The sequence below is a fragment of the Mycobacterium sp. genome (assembly GCF_049802695.1).
In the GTDB taxonomy this organism is placed as follows: domain Bacteria; phylum Actinomycetota; class Actinomycetes; order Mycobacteriales; family Mycobacteriaceae; genus Mycobacterium.
In genome coordinates this window covers 1-17,069 of record NZ_JBARMY010000049.1, presented here as the reverse complement: position 1 = coordinate 17,069, position 17,069 = coordinate 1, and the positions used below count along the sequence as shown (strand labels likewise).

At 65.7% G+C, this 17,069-nt stretch carries 13 protein-coding genes; 10 read left to right on the top strand and 3 right to left on the bottom strand.

Going from position 1 to position 17,069, the window contains the following annotated elements; translation table 11 throughout:
* The first annotated feature begins 30 nt into the window (after positions 1–30).
* On the top strand, positions 31–2,418 hold the full coding sequence (locus WA317_RS01905) for a CoA transferase (protein WP_425171424.1): 2,388 nt from the start codon (positions 31–33) through the stop codon (positions 2,416–2,418).
* 22 nt (positions 2,419–2,440) lie between these two features.
* Positions 2,441–2,632 carry a ferredoxin gene (locus tag WA317_RS01900; RefSeq protein WP_425171423.1) on the top strand — a complete coding sequence of 64 codons (192 nt, stop codon included), beginning with the start codon at positions 2,441–2,443 and terminating at the stop codon, positions 2,630–2,632.
* 11 nt (positions 2,633–2,643) lie between these two features.
* Here the strand turns inward: WA317_RS01900 and WA317_RS01895 are convergent, their stop codons facing one another.
* Positions 2,644–3,879: a cytochrome P450 gene (locus WA317_RS01895; RefSeq protein WP_425171422.1), complete on the bottom strand. Its 1,236-nt coding sequence runs from the start codon at positions 3,877–3,879 to the stop codon at positions 2,644–2,646.
* Positions 3,880–4,045: 166 nt separating this feature from the next.
* Between WA317_RS01895 and WA317_RS01890 the strand changes: the two genes are divergently transcribed.
* From WA317_RS01890 to WA317_RS01870, 5 genes are all read left to right on the top strand, one after another.
* Complete coding sequence (locus tag WA317_RS01890) at positions 4,046–5,161, top strand: aromatic ring-hydroxylating oxygenase subunit alpha (RefSeq protein ID WP_425171421.1); 1,116 nt, start codon at positions 4,046–4,048, stop codon at positions 5,159–5,161.
* Between the two features lie 21 nt (positions 5,162–5,182).
* Positions 5,183–6,808: an AMP-binding protein gene (locus WA317_RS01885; RefSeq protein WP_425171420.1), complete on the top strand. Its 1,626-nt coding sequence runs from the start codon at positions 5,183–5,185 to the stop codon at positions 6,806–6,808.
* Positions 6,809–6,826: 18 nt separating this feature from the next.
* On the top strand, positions 6,827–7,252 hold the full coding sequence (locus WA317_RS01880) for a nuclear transport factor 2 family protein (protein WP_425171419.1): 426 nt from the start codon (positions 6,827–6,829) through the stop codon (positions 7,250–7,252).
* A gap of 66 nt (positions 7,253–7,318) precedes the next feature.
* On the top strand, positions 7,319–7,789 hold the full coding sequence (locus WA317_RS01875; RefSeq protein WP_425171451.1) for an FAS1-like dehydratase domain-containing protein: 471 nt from the start codon (positions 7,319–7,321) through the stop codon (positions 7,787–7,789).
* A complete protein-coding gene (locus WA317_RS01870; RefSeq protein ID WP_425171418.1) occupies positions 7,786–8,229 on the top strand; it encodes a hypothetical protein in 444 nt (147 codons plus the stop codon). The genes WA317_RS01875 and WA317_RS01870 overlap by 4 nt, the downstream gene beginning before the upstream one ends.
* A 58-nt stretch (positions 8,230–8,287) precedes the next feature.
* Here WA317_RS01870 and WA317_RS01865 read toward each other — a convergent pair whose 3' ends face one another.
* The gene (locus tag WA317_RS01865) at positions 8,288–9,760 is read right to left on the bottom strand and encodes an aldehyde dehydrogenase (protein WP_425171417.1); all 1,473 of its coding nucleotides are present in this window, start codon (positions 9,758–9,760) and stop codon (positions 8,288–8,290) included.
* A 193-nt stretch (positions 9,761–9,953) separates the two neighbouring features.
* Here WA317_RS01865 and WA317_RS01860 point away from each other — a divergent pair, with 193 nt between their 5' ends.
* A complete protein-coding gene (locus tag WA317_RS01860) occupies positions 9,954–11,246 on the top strand; it encodes a lipocalin-like domain-containing protein (protein WP_425171450.1) in 1,293 nt (430 codons plus the stop codon).
* Between the two features lie 53 nt (positions 11,247–11,299).
* Here the strand turns inward: WA317_RS01860 and WA317_RS01855 are convergent, their stop codons facing one another.
* The gene (locus WA317_RS01855) at positions 11,300–12,448 is read right to left on the bottom strand and encodes an aromatic ring-hydroxylating oxygenase subunit alpha (RefSeq protein WP_425171416.1); all 1,149 of its coding nucleotides are present in this window, start codon (positions 12,446–12,448) and stop codon (positions 11,300–11,302) included.
* Between the two features lie 212 nt (positions 12,449–12,660).
* Between WA317_RS01855 and WA317_RS01850 the strand changes: the two genes are divergently transcribed.
* The gene (locus WA317_RS01850) at positions 12,661–13,383 is read left to right on the top strand and encodes a DUF1906 domain-containing protein (RefSeq protein WP_425171415.1); all 723 of its coding nucleotides are present in this window, start codon (positions 12,661–12,663) and stop codon (positions 13,381–13,383) included.
* A 597-nt stretch (positions 13,384–13,980) separates the two neighbouring features.
* Positions 13,981–17,069: fatty acid synthase subunit beta domain-containing protein (locus WA317_RS01845; protein ID WP_425171449.1), on the top strand; the 3,089-nt coding region annotated here is incomplete at its 3' end.

Genomic DNA, 17,069 nt, shown 5'->3' with positions numbered 1-17,069 from the left:
GCACAATAGCCGAATGAACGAGAGAGCCGGGTGACTAGCGAGCCGGACGGCCGACCGACACCGCTGGACGACCTGCGCGTCGTCGAGATCAGTGACCGCATCGCCGGCAGTTATTGTGGCAAGTTGCTGGTCGATGCAGGCGCCGAGGTACGCAAAATCGAGCCGCCGCAAGGAGATCCGTTACGGCGGTTTACCGCCGGCGGTTCGGCCGTGCCGGATGCGGCCGATGCACCGCTGTTCAGTTACCTCAACGCCGGCAAGCGGAGTATCACCAGCCCGGTCGACGGTGAACGCTGCACCGCCGAGCTTGTCGCCGCCGACGTCATCATTCTGACCACCACGAGGTCGCAAGCAGCAACCCTCGGCATCGTTCCCGAGCAGTTATTGGCGGCCTCGCCGCGGGCGGTGATCGTGACCATCTCCGACTTCGGCTGGCGCGGACCGTATGCCGAGCGGGCGGCCACTGAATTCACCTTGCAGGCATGGTCCGGCTTGACCGGGTTCCGCGGTGATCCCGCAGGACCACCGATTTCGATCGGCGGCCAGCTCGGGGAGTACATGGGTGGCGTGTTCGCCGCCTTCGGCGCGTTGGCGCTGTGCCACCGCGTCCGGCAGGGCGGTCCCGGTGAACACCTCGACATGTCGATGCTGGAAGCCATCACCTTGATGCAGAGCGGTGAATGGCTGCACTCTCAACTTCTGCAGGCACCGCCGGTGACCCGAACAGTCGAGGTGCCCTCGATCGAGCCGGCCAAGGACGGATTCGTCGGTATCACGATGGTCACCGGTCAGCAGTGGCTCGACTTCGCGGCGATGGTCGACTGCCCGAAACTCACCGAGATCCCCCGACTGCGTTTCCAGATCGGCCGCTGGGAGTACCGCGATTTCATCCGTGAGCTGATCGGCCCGTGGATGGCCGAACGCACCGTCGACGAGATCGTCGAATCGGGCCAACTGTTCCGGTTGCCGATCGCGCCGCTGGGCAACGGCTCGACCATCCGCGACACGGCCTACGTGCGCGAACGCGGCGTGTTCGTACCCAATCCGGCCGGCTTTCGGCAACCCCGCACTCCCTGGCTCATGTCACGATGCCGGCCCGCGCCGCTGCGCGCCGCGCCATCACTTGGTGAAGCGAACAACGAAGGGAGCTGGCGGAGCAGGGCATTCGCCCAGGAGCCGGTGCAGCGCGGACTTCCGCTTGAGGGGTTGCGCATCGTCGACCTCACGGCCTTCTGGGCGGGGCCCGCCGCAACGCATGCGCTCGCGGCGCTGGGTGCCGACGTCATCAAGGTGGAGTCGATTCAGCGTCCCGACGGCATCCGGTTCTCCGGCGCCATGCGCACCGATGTGGACGACTGGTGGGAGTACGGCTGGGTCTTCCACGCCATGAACACCAACAAGCGTTCGGTCACACTGGATCTCGCGTCCGATGAGGGCCGCCGACTGTTTCTGGCCCTGGTGGCCGGAGCCGACGCGGTGATCGAGAATTTCTCACCCCGGGTGATGGACAATTTCCGGCTGACTGCCGACGTCCTGCTCGAAATCAACCCCAGGCTCGTCGTCGCGCGGATGCCTGCATTCGGCTTGACCGGACCGTGGCGCGACCGGGTGGGGTTTGCGCCGACCATGGAACAGATCGCCGGCCTGGCCTGGGTCACCGGATCACCGGAGGCGCCACCCGTAACCCCCAGAGGCGCTTGCGATCCGCTGGCCGGCATCCACGCGGCGTTCGCACTCTTGGCGGCGGTGCACTTCACCGAGCGGACCGGTCAGGGCCAACTGGTCGAGTTGCCGATGATCGAATCGGTGTTGAACGTCACCGCCGGACAACCCATCGAGTTCGAGGTGTTCGGGACTACGTTGAGCCGCCGGGGCAATCGGGGGCATAGTCCGGCGATTCAGAACCTGTACCGGTGTGCGGGCGACGACGACTGGATTGCGGTGACCGTATGCAGCGACGACCAGTGGCGTGCACTGATGGGCTTGATGGGCCAGCCCTGCTGGGGCCACGACGAAGCGCTTGCCACCGTCACGGGCCGGCGACAGCGCGCCGACGACATCGATCACCGGCTGCAGGACTGGTTCGCGGCCCAGCGGTTGGAAGCCGCGGTCGAGCTGTTGGCCGCCGCGGGAATTCCCGCCGCGCCGGTGGTGTCGCCGTCGTTGGTGACGGACAACCCGCAACTGCGTCACCGCGGATTCTTCGAGCCGCTGGAGCATCCGCGTACCGGAAAAGGCTGGTACCCGCGACCGCCGTTCGCGCCGCTTGCCGGCCAGACCCGCTGGCTCAAACGCACCCCGCCGACCCTGGGCGAGCACAATGAACAAATACTGCGCGGTCTGTGTGGATTGACCGAGTCAGAGGTCGCGGGATTGGCGGCAAGCGAAGTGATCGGAACCCGGCCCAAGGGCGTCTGAGTCAGAGGAAAAGGAGCGGCCCGTGCGTGTGATCGTCGACGAGAGTTTGTGCGAAGGCAACGGATTCTGCGAATCGCTTGCGCCGCAGGTGTTCGAGATGGGCGACGCCGACGTGGTACAGATCGCCGACGGCCCGGTGCCGGAGGATCTGGAGATCGACGTTCGCGCCGCAGTCGACCAGTGCCCGAAGGCGGCGCTGCGGCTCAGCGAGTGACCTTGGGTGGGTTAACGCGCGGCCAGCGAGATGGGCATTTCGTCATAGATCGACATGTTGGTGACCAGGTTCGGGTAGGCCGCGGTGGCCGGGCCGAGGTTGATCTCAGCGCACCGCAGCAGCAGTTCGTCGAACACCGCGCGCAGCTCCGCACGCGCCAGCATGGCGCCGAGGCAGTGGTGTGGCCCGCCGCCCCCGAACGCCACGTGCGGATTGGGCCGGCGGGCGATGTCGAAGGTGAACGGCGCGTCGAAAACCTCTTCGTCGCGGTTGGCCGAACGAAGCATCGAGACCACCCGGGCGCCTTCGGGAATGTGCTGACCGTCCATCTCGACGTCGACTTTGGCGGTGCGCGTCCAGTACGCCACCGGTGATGCCCAGCGCAACACCTCCTCGACCGCGCCGCTCCGTAGCGTTTCGTCCTCGCGATAGCGGTCGATCTGCTCCGGGTTTGCGACGAACGCCTGCAGCCCGGTGGCCAGCGCATTCTTGGTGGTGTCGCTGCCGGCGAAGGTCAATACGAAGAAGAAGAACTCGAGTTCGTTCGCGGGAAGGCTGAATTCGTCACCGTCCTCCCCGGTGATGACGGCAGAGGCGAGTGTGCTCCAGATGTCGTCGGTCGGATTACGGCGCTTCTCGGCAGTCAACTCCATCGCGTACCCGAAAATCGTTGCATATAGGTCTAGTTCGTCTTGTTGACCCAGCCGCGCGCCTGGCGATCGAGCCTTGAGGATGCGGTCCAGGGAATCGAAGATGCGCGGCCGATCGGCGTCGGGTATGCCGATGATGTCGCCGATGACCGTCATCGGCAACGCATCGGCGACGTCTCCGATCCAGTCACCACCGCCCTCGGCGAGCAGATGGTCGATCATGCCCGCCGCGCGCGCTCGGATGCCGTCCTCGAGCTTGGCGATCGCACGGGGATTGAAGGCACTGGAGATGAGCTTGCGGCGTTTGTTCAAACCCGGGGGGTCCATGTTGATGATGGTGGGGTAGGACGTGAACATGTCGACCGGCTGGATCAGCGGGCCGTCGACCGCGGTGAAGGATTCTGCATCGCGGTGCAGCCGGACCGCGTGCCGGTGTTTGGTTGCCACCCAGAAGTCCCGCTGAACGGTTTTGGCGACCCCCGGTGTGATGCCGTGCCGAAACAGCGGCCTGGCACGACGCAGCTCTGCGAAAACCTCGTCGGGAAACCCGTTGCGCCACAGCGCGAAATCCGACAGGTCAACTGCGGCGGCCGTCATGGCAACCTCCACCGGGACACGTGAGGCGCGAAAGGGCGCCTTTGCTGTCGATCAAACACTACAGCCGACAGCTGCCGCCGTTGACGTGCAATGCCTAAAATAGTAAAAATAGGCGGGAGTCTTGCGCACCGACAGATGCGTTTCGGCTGCCTGGGACGGAGAGGTAGTGACGCAGACGGTTTCCGACGCGACGGTGGACCCGTCGGAACGCGAGTTCGGGCCGAGCGGCATCGGCTTGTCGCCGTACCGGTTCCCGACCGGCTGGTTCATCGTCGGCTTCGCATCGGATCTCGCGGCCGGCGAGGTCAGGCGGGCGCACTATTTCGGTGAGGAACTGGTCTTGTTCCGCACCGAGTCCGGCGCGGTGCACGTGCTCGACGCCTACTGTCAGCACCTCGGCGCGAACATGGCCGTCGGCGGCACCGTCGAAGGTGACAACATCGTCTGCCCCTGGCACGGTTGGCGGTGGCGCGGCGACGGCACCAACGCGCTGATCCCCTACAGCAAGATCGGCTGCAAGCAGAACGTGCGGATCCGCACTTACCCCAGCGTCGAGTGGTATGGCTTCATCCTGGTCTGGCATGAGCGCCATGGCCGGGCGCCGTACTGGCAACCGCCCGTCCTGCCGGAGTTGGAAACCGACGAGTACTACCCGTTGCACCCGTACAGCCGGATGGTCAATCGGGTCAAGGTGCACGCGCAGATGATCATCGAGAACGCCGCCGATCCCTACCACGTGCAGTATGTGCACAAGGCGGCCAACCCGGCCAACACCGCGTCGTTCGAGGTATCGGGTTATCACCTGCATGCGACGGTCAACGCCCACTTCGGGGGCGGCCGGGCCCAAACCTGGCTTACCCCGAACGGGCCGGTCGACGCCAAGATCATCTATGACAACTACTCATTGGGCCTCGGCGTCGTCCGCTTCCCCAGCGACTTGGTGGCCACCATTCAAGTAACCGGTCAGACTCCGGTCGACGAGGACTACACCGACTACTTCTACACGCAGGCTTCGATCCGCGAGCAGGACCACTCCGGGCAGGAGCCCGACGGTCGCGCCGCGAGGTTCCTTGCGCTGCAACAGGAAGTGATCAAACAGGACTTCTTCACCTGGGAGAACATGAAATATCTGGAGAAGCCGAACCTAGCGCCCGAGGAGGCGCGCGACTATGCGGCGCTTCGTCGGTGGGCGCATCGTTTCTACCCGGGCGAACAGCCCTCGGCCACCGACTTCGGCTACACGCCGGACGGTGAGCCCGACCCGGCGGCCGCAGAACGTTGACCGAAAGTCGGTGAAACACTGATGCGGCCCGGCCGAGATCAGGTGGCAACCCGTCGGGGACCAGTCAGCCCTGCTGATTTCGGTGTCGAGCAGTTCACCGTCCCGGCTGTGCTGGATCGCCGTGCCCGGCAGTTCCCCGACCGTGTGCTCGTCCGGGTCGCCGGCACTCCGGTGACCTTCGAGCAGATGCGGCAGAAGTCCTGCGCGGCGGCCGGCGCTCTGGCCGACCTGGGGATAGCCCGCGGTGACTGCGTGGCGTTGTTCACGGCGACCTGTCCGGAGTGGATCTACTTCTGGCTGGGCGCCGCACGCCTCGGCGCGGTGACGGCCGCGGTGAACGCGGCGAACAAAGGCGACTTTCTGTTGCACGCGCTGGAGTTGTCCCGGGCCAAGGCGATCATCACCGATGCCGAGAGGCGTCCGCGGGTCGAAGAAGTTGCCGTTCGATTGGATCCGGCGATCGGCGTTGTCGTTGCGGGTGAAGCGCTCGACCACGCGCTCGAGCACGGCGTGACCCGATCCGTCGCCGAACGTGCGACCGGTGAAGTTGACATCGGGTCGCTGTTCTTCACCTCCGGTACCACTGGGGCTTCGAAAGCGGTTGCCACAACCTGGCATTACCTCTTCACCGCCGCCGCACGCGTGGCGTCGGCGTGGAATTTCGAATCCGGCGAGGTGCTGTGGACCGCGATGCCGCTGTTTCACCTCAGCGCGGCGCCGACTGTCCTGGCTCCCATGCTGGTCGGCGGGACAACCGTGCTGGCGTCCGGATTTCGTCCGACCAAGGTGTGGGACGAGGTGCGCGCCTGCGGGGCGGCGGGCTTCGCCGGTGCCGGAGCGATGGTGTCGATGCTGGCGAACCAGCCCGCAGACGCCGGTGACGCCCAGTTGCCTCTGCGGTTCATCTCCGCCGCGCCCATCGACGCCGCCCTGCACCGCGTCCTGGAAGAGCGGTACCACTGTCGTGTCGTCACCATGTACGGCTTGACCGAAGCCTTCCCGGTGACCGTGGCAGGGGTGGCCGACCGGGGCGTGCCCGGGACGTCAGGTCAACCCAACCCGGACTTCGAGGTGCGCATACTCGACGCGGACGGTATCCCGTTGCCTCCCGACCGAGCCGGCGAGATCGTCTGCCGCGCAAAGCATCCACACGTCATGAGCGAAGGCTATGTCACAGCAGGGGATGCCGGAGCGGGATCAAATCTGCCGGTCGAGCGACACCCGCAATGGTTCCGCACCGGTGATCTGGGCATGCTCGACACCGAGGGCAATCTGACTTATCTGGACCGCGTCAAGGACTCGCTGCGCCGGCGTGGGGAAAACGTCTCCTCCGTCGAGGTGGAACGCGTCGTCCTGCAACATCCGGCGGTGCTGGAAGCCGCGGTGGTCGGGGTGCCCAGCGATTTGGGTGAGGACGACATCCTGCTCACGGTGACGCTAGAGCCCTACTCGACACTGAATCATGCGGAGCTGCTGGACTTCTGCGGCGCCCGCATGCCGTACTTCTGCGTGCCGCGCTACGTCGACATCGTCGACGATATCCCCAAGACCATCATCGGGCGGGTTCGCAAAGACCAGCTGCGCGCGCGCGGCGTGAGCCCGAACGCGTGGGACCGCGAGACGCACGGATATAAAGTCAGCCGCTGAGACGGGAAGAGAACAACGATGAGCATGACTTACCAGCAGCAGAGCCTGTTGCACGGTGTGGTGGGGCGTGACGCGATCCTGGACCTCACCGCGCGGCACAACCGCTGCTATTCCGACGGCGACCGTAACGGCTGGATCGCGACGTTCCGGCACTCCGGCGCTACGTTCGTTCGCGACGGCGAGGTATTCAGCGAGCTGCGCGCTGCGTTCGACGGCGGCCCCGGGCAACGGCTGGTCACCATGGACCATGAGATAGCGGTCGATGGTGTCAACGCGACCCAGCGCTGCATCGCCGTGCTGTTCACCGTCAACGATCGGCGTGCGACAACCCTGCGCGCGACCGGCGCGTACCGGGACAAGCTCATCTATGAGCGCGGCGGGTGGTACTTCGCTTCCCGTGACCTGCAGTGGGATTCGGTACCCACCCGCTCGGTCACGGTGTGAGTTCGGACGGCACCATTGGACGTCGGTAGCAGTCTGGCTTTCGGTACCTACCAGGACGCACTGCGCATGGTCGGTGTGGCCACCGAACCGCGGACCGCGAGAGCTTCCGTCAGCGCTGCGCGCATCCAATTGTTCGCGGCGCTGGTTCGCGACGCCAACGCGTCCTATTGGGACGTTGACTTCGCCGCGGCGGCCTGGAGAGGACTGTTGGCGCCGCCCGCGCTGCTGATGGGATGGTTGATACCACCGCCCTGGGACCCGGCGAGTGCACCGCGGACCGGCTCGCTTGCGCTGCGGGTGCCGTTGCCCGGCACCACCTTCATCAACGCGGCCAACGACGCAGAGTATCCGCTGCCGATCCTCGAGGGCGATCGGCTGACCGTCGTCGAGGAGGTGCTCTCGGTGTCGCCGGAGAAGCAGACCCGGCTCGGCGCCGGCCACTTCGTCGAGACTCGCGACACCTACCGCCGGGAAGACGGCGCATTAGTGGCGCGTAATCGCAACACCTTGTTCCGTTTCACTCCCTTACCGTCATGAGCGGTCCGGTGAACTGGGAGCAGATCTGCGTCCCGACGGAACTGCCACAGGTGGTCGATGAGATCAGCTACCAACGTGTGGTGATGAATGCCGGTGCGACGTGGGATTATTTTCCCGGCCAGTACGACCCGGCTTACGCCGAAAGCCAGGGTCACCCAACTATTTTCGTCAACACCATGCATTTGGCGGGATTCGCCGACCGCATCGCGACGGACTGGGCCGGCCCGCAGAGCCGGGTGATACGCCGCAAGATGACGCTGGCCGGGTCGATTTATGCCGGCGACACCATGGTGGGCCGTGGACGCGTCGTCGCCAAGCGGTGTGACACGTCGGTGAATCCGCCTCGCTACCTGGTGGACTTGCAGGTGGAAGTCGCCAACCAGCGCGGTGAACTCTGCTGTCCGGTCGAGCTGACACTGGAACTACGCGAGACCGATTGAGGGCAGTGCTGCGAGAAGGCGCAGCCCGACAATCACAGCGCCAGCCGGCTCGAGGACGTCATTCGGCCAGCGGCGGCAGCTTCCCTTTACTCACCACTGACTGCAACTCGACGTATTGGTTCAAGCCCTCCGGCCCGAACTCCCGGCCGATACCGGATTGCTTGAAACCGCCGAAGGGAGTGGCGATGTCGAGCATGTACATGTTGATGCCGTAGGTGCCGGTGCGGACACCGGCGGCGATTTCGATCCCGTGGGCGACATCGGCAGTCCACACTGATCCGGCCAGCCCGTAGTCACTGTCATTGGCGATGCGCAGCGCGTCGTCTTCATCGGTGTAAGTCAGCACGCTGAGGACCGGGCCGAAAATCTCTTCGCGGGCGATGCGCATGTCGTTGGTGGCGTCGGCGAACAGGGTGGGCCGCACATACCAGCCACGGTCGGCCGGCACGTCCGCACCGCCAACGACGATGCGGGCGCCCTCTTTCACACCGGAGCGGATGTAGTCCTGTACGCGGTGTTGTTGGCGTTCTGCGACAAGAGGTCCGATGTCGGTCACCTCGTCGGCGGGATCCCCGACATGTAAGCCCGACATCATCTCGGCCAACGCGTCGACCACTTCGTCGTGGCGCCGTTCGCTGACCAGAATGCGTGTTTGCGCGACGCAGGCTTGTCCGTTGTTCATCAGACCGGCCGTCTTCAACCCGGTCACGGTCTGCGCGACGTCGGCGTCATCGAGAATGATCGCCGCGGACTTGCCGCCCAACTCCAGGCTGACCCGTTTCAGACTCTCGCCGCAGATCGCCCCGATTTGCCGGCCGGTGGCGCTGGAACCGGTGAAGGCGATCTTGTCCACGCCGGGATGGCGCACCAGCGCCTCGCCGACATCACCTCCGCCGGGCAGGATCGAGACCACTCCGTCCGGCAGACCGACCTGTTCGATCATTTCGGCCAGCCACAACGCGTCCAGCGGCGTCTCGGGCGCCGGTTTCACGACGACGGTGCAACCGGCGATCAAAGCCGGAATCAGCTTGGGCATGATCAGGAACTGCGGCACGTTCCAGGGCACGATCGCCCCCACCACGCCCACCGGAGCCCTGCGCAGATGCACTTCGCCGAGCACACCCTGGCGGCGTTCCGTCCAGGAGAACTCACGAGCAACCGACAGCGCCAGGTGCATCATGGACACCGCGCCGGCAGCCTGGCCCAATCGGCTGAAGCTGCGCGGCGAACCCATCTCAGCGGTGATCAGATCCGCCATGGCATCGAGGTGCCCGGCGTAAATTGCGGCAAGCTCCTCGACCTTCTGCATACGCTCGGCGGGATGCAATCGGGGCCACGGGCCGCTGTCGAACGCGCGCCGGGCGGCCGTCACAGCGATGTCGACGTCGGCCGCAGTGGCCAGCGGGGCTTCGCCGACCGGCTCTTCGGAGTGCGGAGAGATGACGGTAACCCGCTGCGACGTGGTGGGTTTGCACCATCGGCCACCGATGAACAGTGCTTCATACGAGCAGTGATCGCGGAAATCCGGCATCGGGCACCACCTCGTCAGCGGCGAAGGCAACTTCGCTATTGCTGCTAACATAGCAAAAAAGGCAGTCTGCTTCTGTCCGGCAACCCTGAGAAGGCCGAGTGAGCGAGACGAACTTTTGCTGAACGCCGATGCTCACGGGCGAACCGTCGACTGGCGGCATTACCCGTTCCAGCTGGTGCCGGGCGACGCGGCGATGGAATTCCCGGCCGCCGAAGGGCAGCACGTCGATCACGAGTCCGACACCTGGTTCATCGCTGGTGAATTGAGCGCCGCGACGGGGCGGTCGTTCGCCTTTCTGACGATATTCAACAGGAACCGCCCCGGCGGAACGGTGGTCGCTGACTTCTACACGATGGCGCTCTTCGACCTCGACACCGGTGCCTACGGCACCTATACCGACTACGACATGCCGCCGGCCAACCTGAAACCGGGGGCTGAGCCTAAATTAACGACGGCCGCAGGGCATCTCGACATTCGCTTTGACAGTGACGCCGGACCGGCGACATGGACGGCTTGCCGCGACGACGACGGTGAACTGCTGCCCTGCACTTACCGTGTCAGCCTGGCCGGCAGAGATCAGGCGGGCGAGACGATGGGCCTGGAGCTGGACGTATGGTCAACGCGCGCACCAATTCCGGTGGGCGCAGCCCGCTACAACGGCCGGATCGCGTGCTTCGGTCAGCCCGACACCTATTCATACTTCCAGCCCGGGATGGCGATGACCGGAACGCTGCGCTGGGGTTCGGTGACCGAGCAGGTCAGTGGGTCCGCGGGCCACATCGACCGGCAGTGGTTCCCCAGGTATGCCGGCGGCGGCGGAACCGGAGGTGACCCTCGGGCCCGGTCGCACGAGTGGCGCACGATTCATCTGAACAATGGCCTGGATTTGAGCATCTGGAGACAGTTCGACCGTGCCAACGGCAATGTTTTGCAACCATTTTCCGGCGCCACGATCGGCTCGCCGGACGGCGCCGCGGCGCCCGGGTGCGCCGAAGACGTCGAGGTCGTGGTCACCAGTTATGTCCGCTGGCCGGATTCGGTGCGGCCGCTGCTGCCGCCACTGTCGCCTGCCCGCTTCCTGCCCGACCGCCACCGGCTCGCCTCCGCTGAACTGCAGCTCGTGCTCACCGGAGAGCCGCTGGTAGCGGTGCCGGCGCACGCGCTGCCGATCGAGTACATGGAGGGCCCGTACCGCTATCAGGGGACGATGCAGGGCAAGCCGGTCAGCGGCTTCGGCATCTACGAGCGCTCCCTGGCGCTGTACCGCGACTGGGAATTGATCGACGTGCTGGCCGCCGTTACCGCCGGCCTGCCAGCGGCCGAGCCCGAGCTCACCGGGTTGGCGGAACGGTTGCGGCCGCTGGTGGCGGCGGGTCGTCGCAGCCCAGCGCGCGAGCTGATTCAGGCGGTGCTACCGACGACCGCGAGTGCTATGGTCCGGGAGGTGCTGGAAGGGCTGCTGCACGCGCTGTCAGTCGAGGATTGATTACCGAGCGGCTGTTACGCGGTTGTGCGGCTGATTATTTGACGAGTACAGCGCTAGCTGCCGGCGAGAGCCTCAGCCCAGGTTAAGTGCCGATGCTGCAGTCCGGGCTCATTGCGCCCGAAGAGCAGATGATCGCGCGCGCCGGTCTGCAGGTTGGCCTGCAACGCCGCGGCCAGCCGGTAGTCCTCGTCACGCACGGTGGCGTGGGCGTATTCGAAGACAGCTTGGGCGCCGGCGGCCACGGATTCTTCAGACAGGTCCAATGGAGTCGAATTCTGGTGCACGGTGATCGACCGGCCCGGCCTGTCCGCCGGATAGATGCGGAACAGTTCGCCGTTGGCGATCGTCACCGACAGCACGATGTTGGGAAACAGCGCGTAGATGACGACGAGGTTGTGCAGGGGATTCCATTGCTCTTCGGGAACGCCGTCCAGTTCCAGGATTGAGTTGAGCGGGAAGATGAGTCGGTGGTGCGGCCCGAAGGAGTCGAAGACGGTGCAGTTGCTGCGGGCGATCTGGGCGAACGTCTGTCGGTGGACCGTTGCGAAGTGATAGTTCTCCGAAAAGGTGTCGACCGCCAGCTTCCAGTTGATCGGCGTATCGAGGACCTTCTCGCCTAACGGAGACCACCGCCCGATGCCCCACGAGTCGAGCTCGTCGGCGAGCGGGCCCAGATGGGTGGCTACGTCCAGAGTGGCTCCGTTTTCCAGGGGATCTAATGCCACCCAGAGGAAGCCGGCGAGTGCCGCAGCCGGAAGTTCGGTCAAACCATCGGAGCGCGGCGTCACACTGGGGAAGCCGTCGGCGCCGGGCATGGCGATCAGCCGTCCGGTGTTGTCGTAGGTCCATGCGTGGTACGGGCAGCTGAACCGTTTGGCGGTGCCGCATCCAGTGGCCACCTGTGACTGCCGGTGCAGGCAGACGTTGTTGAAGGCTCGGACGGAGCCGTCGGCGGCTCTGGTCAGCAAAATCGAACGGCCCATCACCGTCTTGGTGCAGTAGGTGCCGGGGCTTGCCAGCTCGGAGACGTAGCCAACCAACTGCGGGCTGGCCATCAGCAGGGCGGTGTCATGCTCGTGGCGCTCCACCGAGGTGTAGTCCAGCGCACCGACGGTGTGTTCCCCGGTGGCGAGATCCGTGGTCTTGTCGCGAGCCAGTTTCAGCGCGCGCCGGGTCAAGTCGATGAGCTGGTCGCGGTCCATCAGGTCCTCCCGGGCCCCGGACGTCCAGTCTGCGCCCCAGAGTCGTGCCGCTTCGGCGGGATGGGCTCTACCGATGTTGGCGCAGCGGGCGCCATCCGGGGTGAAATAGGCCCGCGGAAGGTGAGTCTGTCACGCGTCGGTGTGAAGTTTGTTTCAGACGTGGCCGATGGAGTAAACGTGGCAGATGATGCATGTATCGTATTCTCTGGTTCGTGCCGCTTTCGCGCCGTGACCTGCTCAGAGTCGCCGCTGTCAGCCCGGCGCTGGTGGGTCTCGGCGTGACAGCGGCGTCGCTGACTTCGCCGTCGGCTTCGGGTGCACCGTTGGGTGTCCTGCTGGATTATGCGGCCGGGGTCATCCCGGCCAGTGACATCAAGGCCGCCGGGGCGGCCGGCGCGATCCGTTACGTATCGGACCGCAGGCCCGGTGGTTCCTGGATGCTCGGCAAGCCGATTCAGTTGCCGGAGGCCCGCGATTTGTACGGCGGCGGGCTCAAGATCGTGTCGTGTTACCAGTACGGCAAGGAAAGCACCGCCGACTGGCTGGGCGGACAAAGTGCCGGCGTCCAGCACGCCAAGCGAGGCTTGCAGTTGCACCAGGCTGCCGGCGGCCCGGCGAATGCGCCGATCTATGCGTCGATCGACGACGACCCCTCCTACGACCAGTACAAACAGCAGGTAGCGCCCTACCTTCGCGGTTGGGAGGAGGTGATCGGGCGTCAGCGGACGGGCGTCTACGGCAACTCGAAGACGATCGACTGGGCACTGCAGGACGGCCTAGGCTCGTGGTTCTGGCAGCACAATTGGGGCTCGCCGCACGGTTACACGCACCCGGCCGCGCATCTGCACCAGATCGAGATCGACAAGCGCAGCGTCGGCGGTGTCGGCGTCGACATCAACAACATCATGAAGCCGCAATTCGGCCAGTGGGCCTGACTCGGCAGTGGACTCCGCCTGACACCGGCCCAGCAAACTCTCCTCGGCGACTTTTAGCGAACACTTGTTACGCGGCTGGCGCATGGCCGGAAAAAGGCGGCGCGCCACCCGCGGGTGAAAGACTCAAAAAAACCGAACATAACGATTGCATAACAATACAGCCTTGATCTGCACCGTTGTGGCTACTCGACCGTAACCACTGCCATGCAGCACGTTTATCCCCGCGGTCGTGCGCAGCGGTTAAGCGGTGTGTTACCCACGGCATAGCTACCGGTGCGTAGAACTCGCCAGTAACCAGTCAGCACAGAAAACAGCACAGCTTCTTATGACACTCTTAGCGCATCCGACGTCGCCGTCGCGGCGCTCGATTCAACCGGGTCGGCCCGCTTGGAGCGCGTCGGATCAGCCGAGATCCGGCTGGGACTCGAAGGGGAATCAACCACACTGCAGCGAGGCAGCGCAGACGTTGGACGCCTGACCGAACGAGACGCGCAGCAGCACAGGGAGATACACAAGGTGACGATCTACGAGCAGGACGGTGGCCCCCCAGCGGAGCTGGGGGAGATCTCTGCTGGCCGCGACGGCAAGGCTCCGGAGATGAAACACCCTGCCCATGCGCTGGTCGACCGTCTCACCGCCGGCGAGCCGTACGCTGTCGCGTTCGGCGGGCAGGGCAGCGCCTGGTTGGAGACTTTGGAAGAACTGGTGTCGTCAGCCGGTATCGAGTCCGAATTGGCGACCTTGGTGGGCGATGTCGACCTTTTGTTGCAGCCGGTCGCCGAGGAGTTGGTGGTGGTGCGCCCCATCGGCTTCGAGCCGCTGCGCTGGGTGCGTGCGCTCGCGGCCGAAGACCCGGTCCCCTCGGCCAAGCAGCTGACGTCCGCCGCGGTGTCGGTGCCCGGGGTGTTGCTGACTCAGATCGCCGCCGTACGCGCACTGACCCGTCAGGGTCTGGACCTGACCGGCACGCCGCCGGTGGCCGCCGTCGGGCATTCGCAGGGCGTGCTGGGTGTGGAATCGTTGAAGGCCGGCGGGGCGCGCGACATTGCGCTGCTTGCGCTCGCGCAGCTGATCGGCGCGGCCGGCACACTGGTGGCGCGCCGGCGCGGAATCTCCATCCTCGGCGATCGTCCGCCGATGGTGTCGGTCACCAACGCCGACCCCGAGCAGATCTACCGGATGCTCGAGGAGTTCTCCCAAGACGTGCGCACCGTGCTGCCGCCGGTGCTCTCCATCCGCAACGGCCGGCGTTCGGTCGTGATCACCGGCACCCCCGAGCAACTGTCCCGCTTCGAGCTGTACTGCAAGCAGATTTCGGAGAAAGAGGAAGCCGACCGCAAGAACAAGGTGCGTGGTGGTGCGGTCTTCGCGCCGGTCTTCGAGCCGGTGCAGGTGGAAGTCGGATTCCACAGCCCGCGGCTCGCCGACGGGATCGAGATCGTGGCGGAATGGGCCGAGAAAACCGGACTGGATGTCGACCTGGCCCGTGAGCTGACCGAGGCGATCTTGGTGCGTCAGGTCGACTGGGTGGACGAGATCATCGGCGTGCACGAGGCCGGCGCGCGCTGGATTCTCGATCTGGGGCCGGGCGACATCCTGACCCGGCTGACCGCGCCGGTCATCCGCGGGCTCGGCGTCGGCATCGTGCCGGCGGCCACCCGTGGCGGCCAGCGCAACCTTTTCACCATCGGGGCCGTTCCCGAAGTGGGTCGGGCCTGGTCGACTTACGCCCCGTCGGTGGTCGAACTGCCCGACGGCAGAGTCAAGCTGTCCACTAAATTCACCCGGCTGACCGGACGCTCACCGATCCTGCTGGCGGGCATGACCCCGACAACCGTCGACGCCAAGATCGTCGCCGCCGCGGCCAACGCCGGGCACTGGGCCGAACTGGCCGGCGGCGGGCAGGTCACTGACGAGATCTTCGATTCCCGCATCAAAGAACTGACCGGGTTGCTCGAACCCGGTCGCACCGTTCAGTTCAACGCGCTGTTCCTCGACCCCTACCTGTGGAAGCTGCAGGTCGGCGGAAAACGTTTGGTGCAGAAGGCCCGACAGTCCGGGGCGCCCATCGACGGACTGGTGATCAGCGCCGGCATTCCCGAGCTGGAAGAGGCCGTCGAGCTGATCGATGAACTCAACGACATCGGCATCAGTCACGTCGTCTTCAAGCCGGGCACCGTCGAGCAGATCCGCTCGGTCATCCGCATCGCGACCGAGGTGCCCACCAGAGCGGTCATCATGCACATCGAGGGCGGCCGCGCCGGCGGACACCACTCCTGGGAGGACATCGACGACCTGCTGCTCGCCACCTACTCCGAACTGCGGTCACGCGCCAACATCACCGTCTGCGTCGGCGGTGGCATCGGCACCCCGGAGCGCGCAGCCGAATACCTCTCCGGCCGTTGGTCGGAAGCCTACGGCTTTCCCGCCATGCCGATCGACGGCATTCTGGTCGGCACCGCCGCGATGGCGGCCAAGGAATCCACCACCTCGCCGTCGGTCAAGCAGATGCTGGTCGACACACAGGGCACCGATCGGTGGATCAGCGCCGGAAAAGCGCAGGGCGGGATGGCTTCCAGCCGCAGCCAACTCGGCGCCGACATTCACGAGATCGACAACGCCGCCTCGCGTTGCGGCCGGTTACTCGACGAGGTCGCCGGCGATGCCGAGGCAGTGACCAAACGCCGCGACGAGTTGATCGAGGCAATGGCCCGCACGGCCAAGCCGTATTTCGGCGACGTCGGCGACATGACGTATCAGCAGTGGCTGCACCGCTATGTCGAACTGGCCATCGGTGACGGCGACAGCACCGCCGACACCGCCACTCCGGGCAGCCCGTGGCTGGCCGACACCTGGCGGGACCGCTTCGAGAAGATGCTGCAACGCGCCGAGTCGCGGTTGCACCCGCAGGAGTTCGGCCCGATCGAGACGCTGTTCGCCGGCCTGAACGGCGAAGTCGACAATGGCGCGCAACTGCTGGAAAACCCGCACGAGGCCATCGCCGCGCTCGCCCGGCGCTATCCCGATGCCGCGACCGTCCAACTCCACCCCGCTGACGTGTCCTTCTTCGTCACGCTGTGCAAGTTGGCGGGCAAGCCGGTCAATTTCGTGCCGGTCATCGACAAAGACGTGCGTCGCTGGTGGCGCAGTGACTCGCTGTGGCAGGCGCACGACGCCCGGTACGACGCCGACCAGGTGTGCATCATCCCCGGCACCGCAGCAGTGGCCGGCATCACCCGTATCGACGAACCCGTGAGCGAACTGCTGGACCGCTTCGAGCAGGCCGCCATAGACGAGGCGCTGCGAGTGCTGGGCACCGGAGCCCGACCGCAGGCCGTGACCTCCCGCCGGCTGGGCCGCGCCGACGTGAGCGGACCGCTGGCCACAGTGCTGGACGCTCCAGACGTGCTGTGGGCCGGCCGTATCGCGATCAACCCCGTACACCGCATCGCCCATCCCCGGGACTGGCAGGTGCACGACGGAGCCGAAATCCCGCGCGCCACCCACTCGTCGACCGGAGCCCGCCTGCAGGCCGGCGCCGAGCACGAGGTAGTGCTGAGCGTGCCCATCTCGGGCATCTGGATCGACATCCGTTTCACGTTGCCCGCCAACACCGCTGACGGCGGTGCGCCAGTGGTGCGCACCAAAGACGCCACCGCTGCCATGCGCGCGGTGCTGGCGATCGC

Bases quoted from the DNA above. Each gene is read 5' to 3' on its own strand.
- WA317_RS01870 (WP_425171418.1), top strand. From the start codon at position 7,786: ATGAGCGGTCCGGTGAACTGGGAGCAGATCTGCGTCCCGACGGAACTG.
- WA317_RS01865 (WP_425171417.1), bottom strand. From the start codon at position 9,760: ATGCCGGATTTCCGCGATCACTGCTCGTATGAAGCACTGTTCATCGGT.
- WA317_RS01860 (WP_425171450.1), top strand. From the start codon at position 9,954: ATGGAATTCCCGGCCGCCGAAGGGCAGCACGTCGATCACGAGTCCGAC.
- WA317_RS01880 (WP_425171419.1), top strand. From the start codon at position 6,827: ATGAGCATGACTTACCAGCAGCAGAGCCTGTTGCACGGTGTGGTGGGG.
- WA317_RS01885 (WP_425171420.1), top strand. From the start codon at position 5,183: ATGCGGCCCGGCCGAGATCAGGTGGCAACCCGTCGGGGACCAGTCAGC.
- WA317_RS01855 (WP_425171416.1), bottom strand. From the start codon at position 12,448: ATGGACCGCGACCAGCTCATCGACTTGACCCGGCGCGCGCTGAAACTG.
- WA317_RS01895 (WP_425171422.1), bottom strand. From the start codon at position 3,879: ATGACGGCCGCCGCAGTTGACCTGTCGGATTTCGCGCTGTGGCGCAAC.
- WA317_RS01875 (WP_425171451.1), top strand. From the start codon at position 7,319: ATGGTCGGTGTGGCCACCGAACCGCGGACCGCGAGAGCTTCCGTCAGC.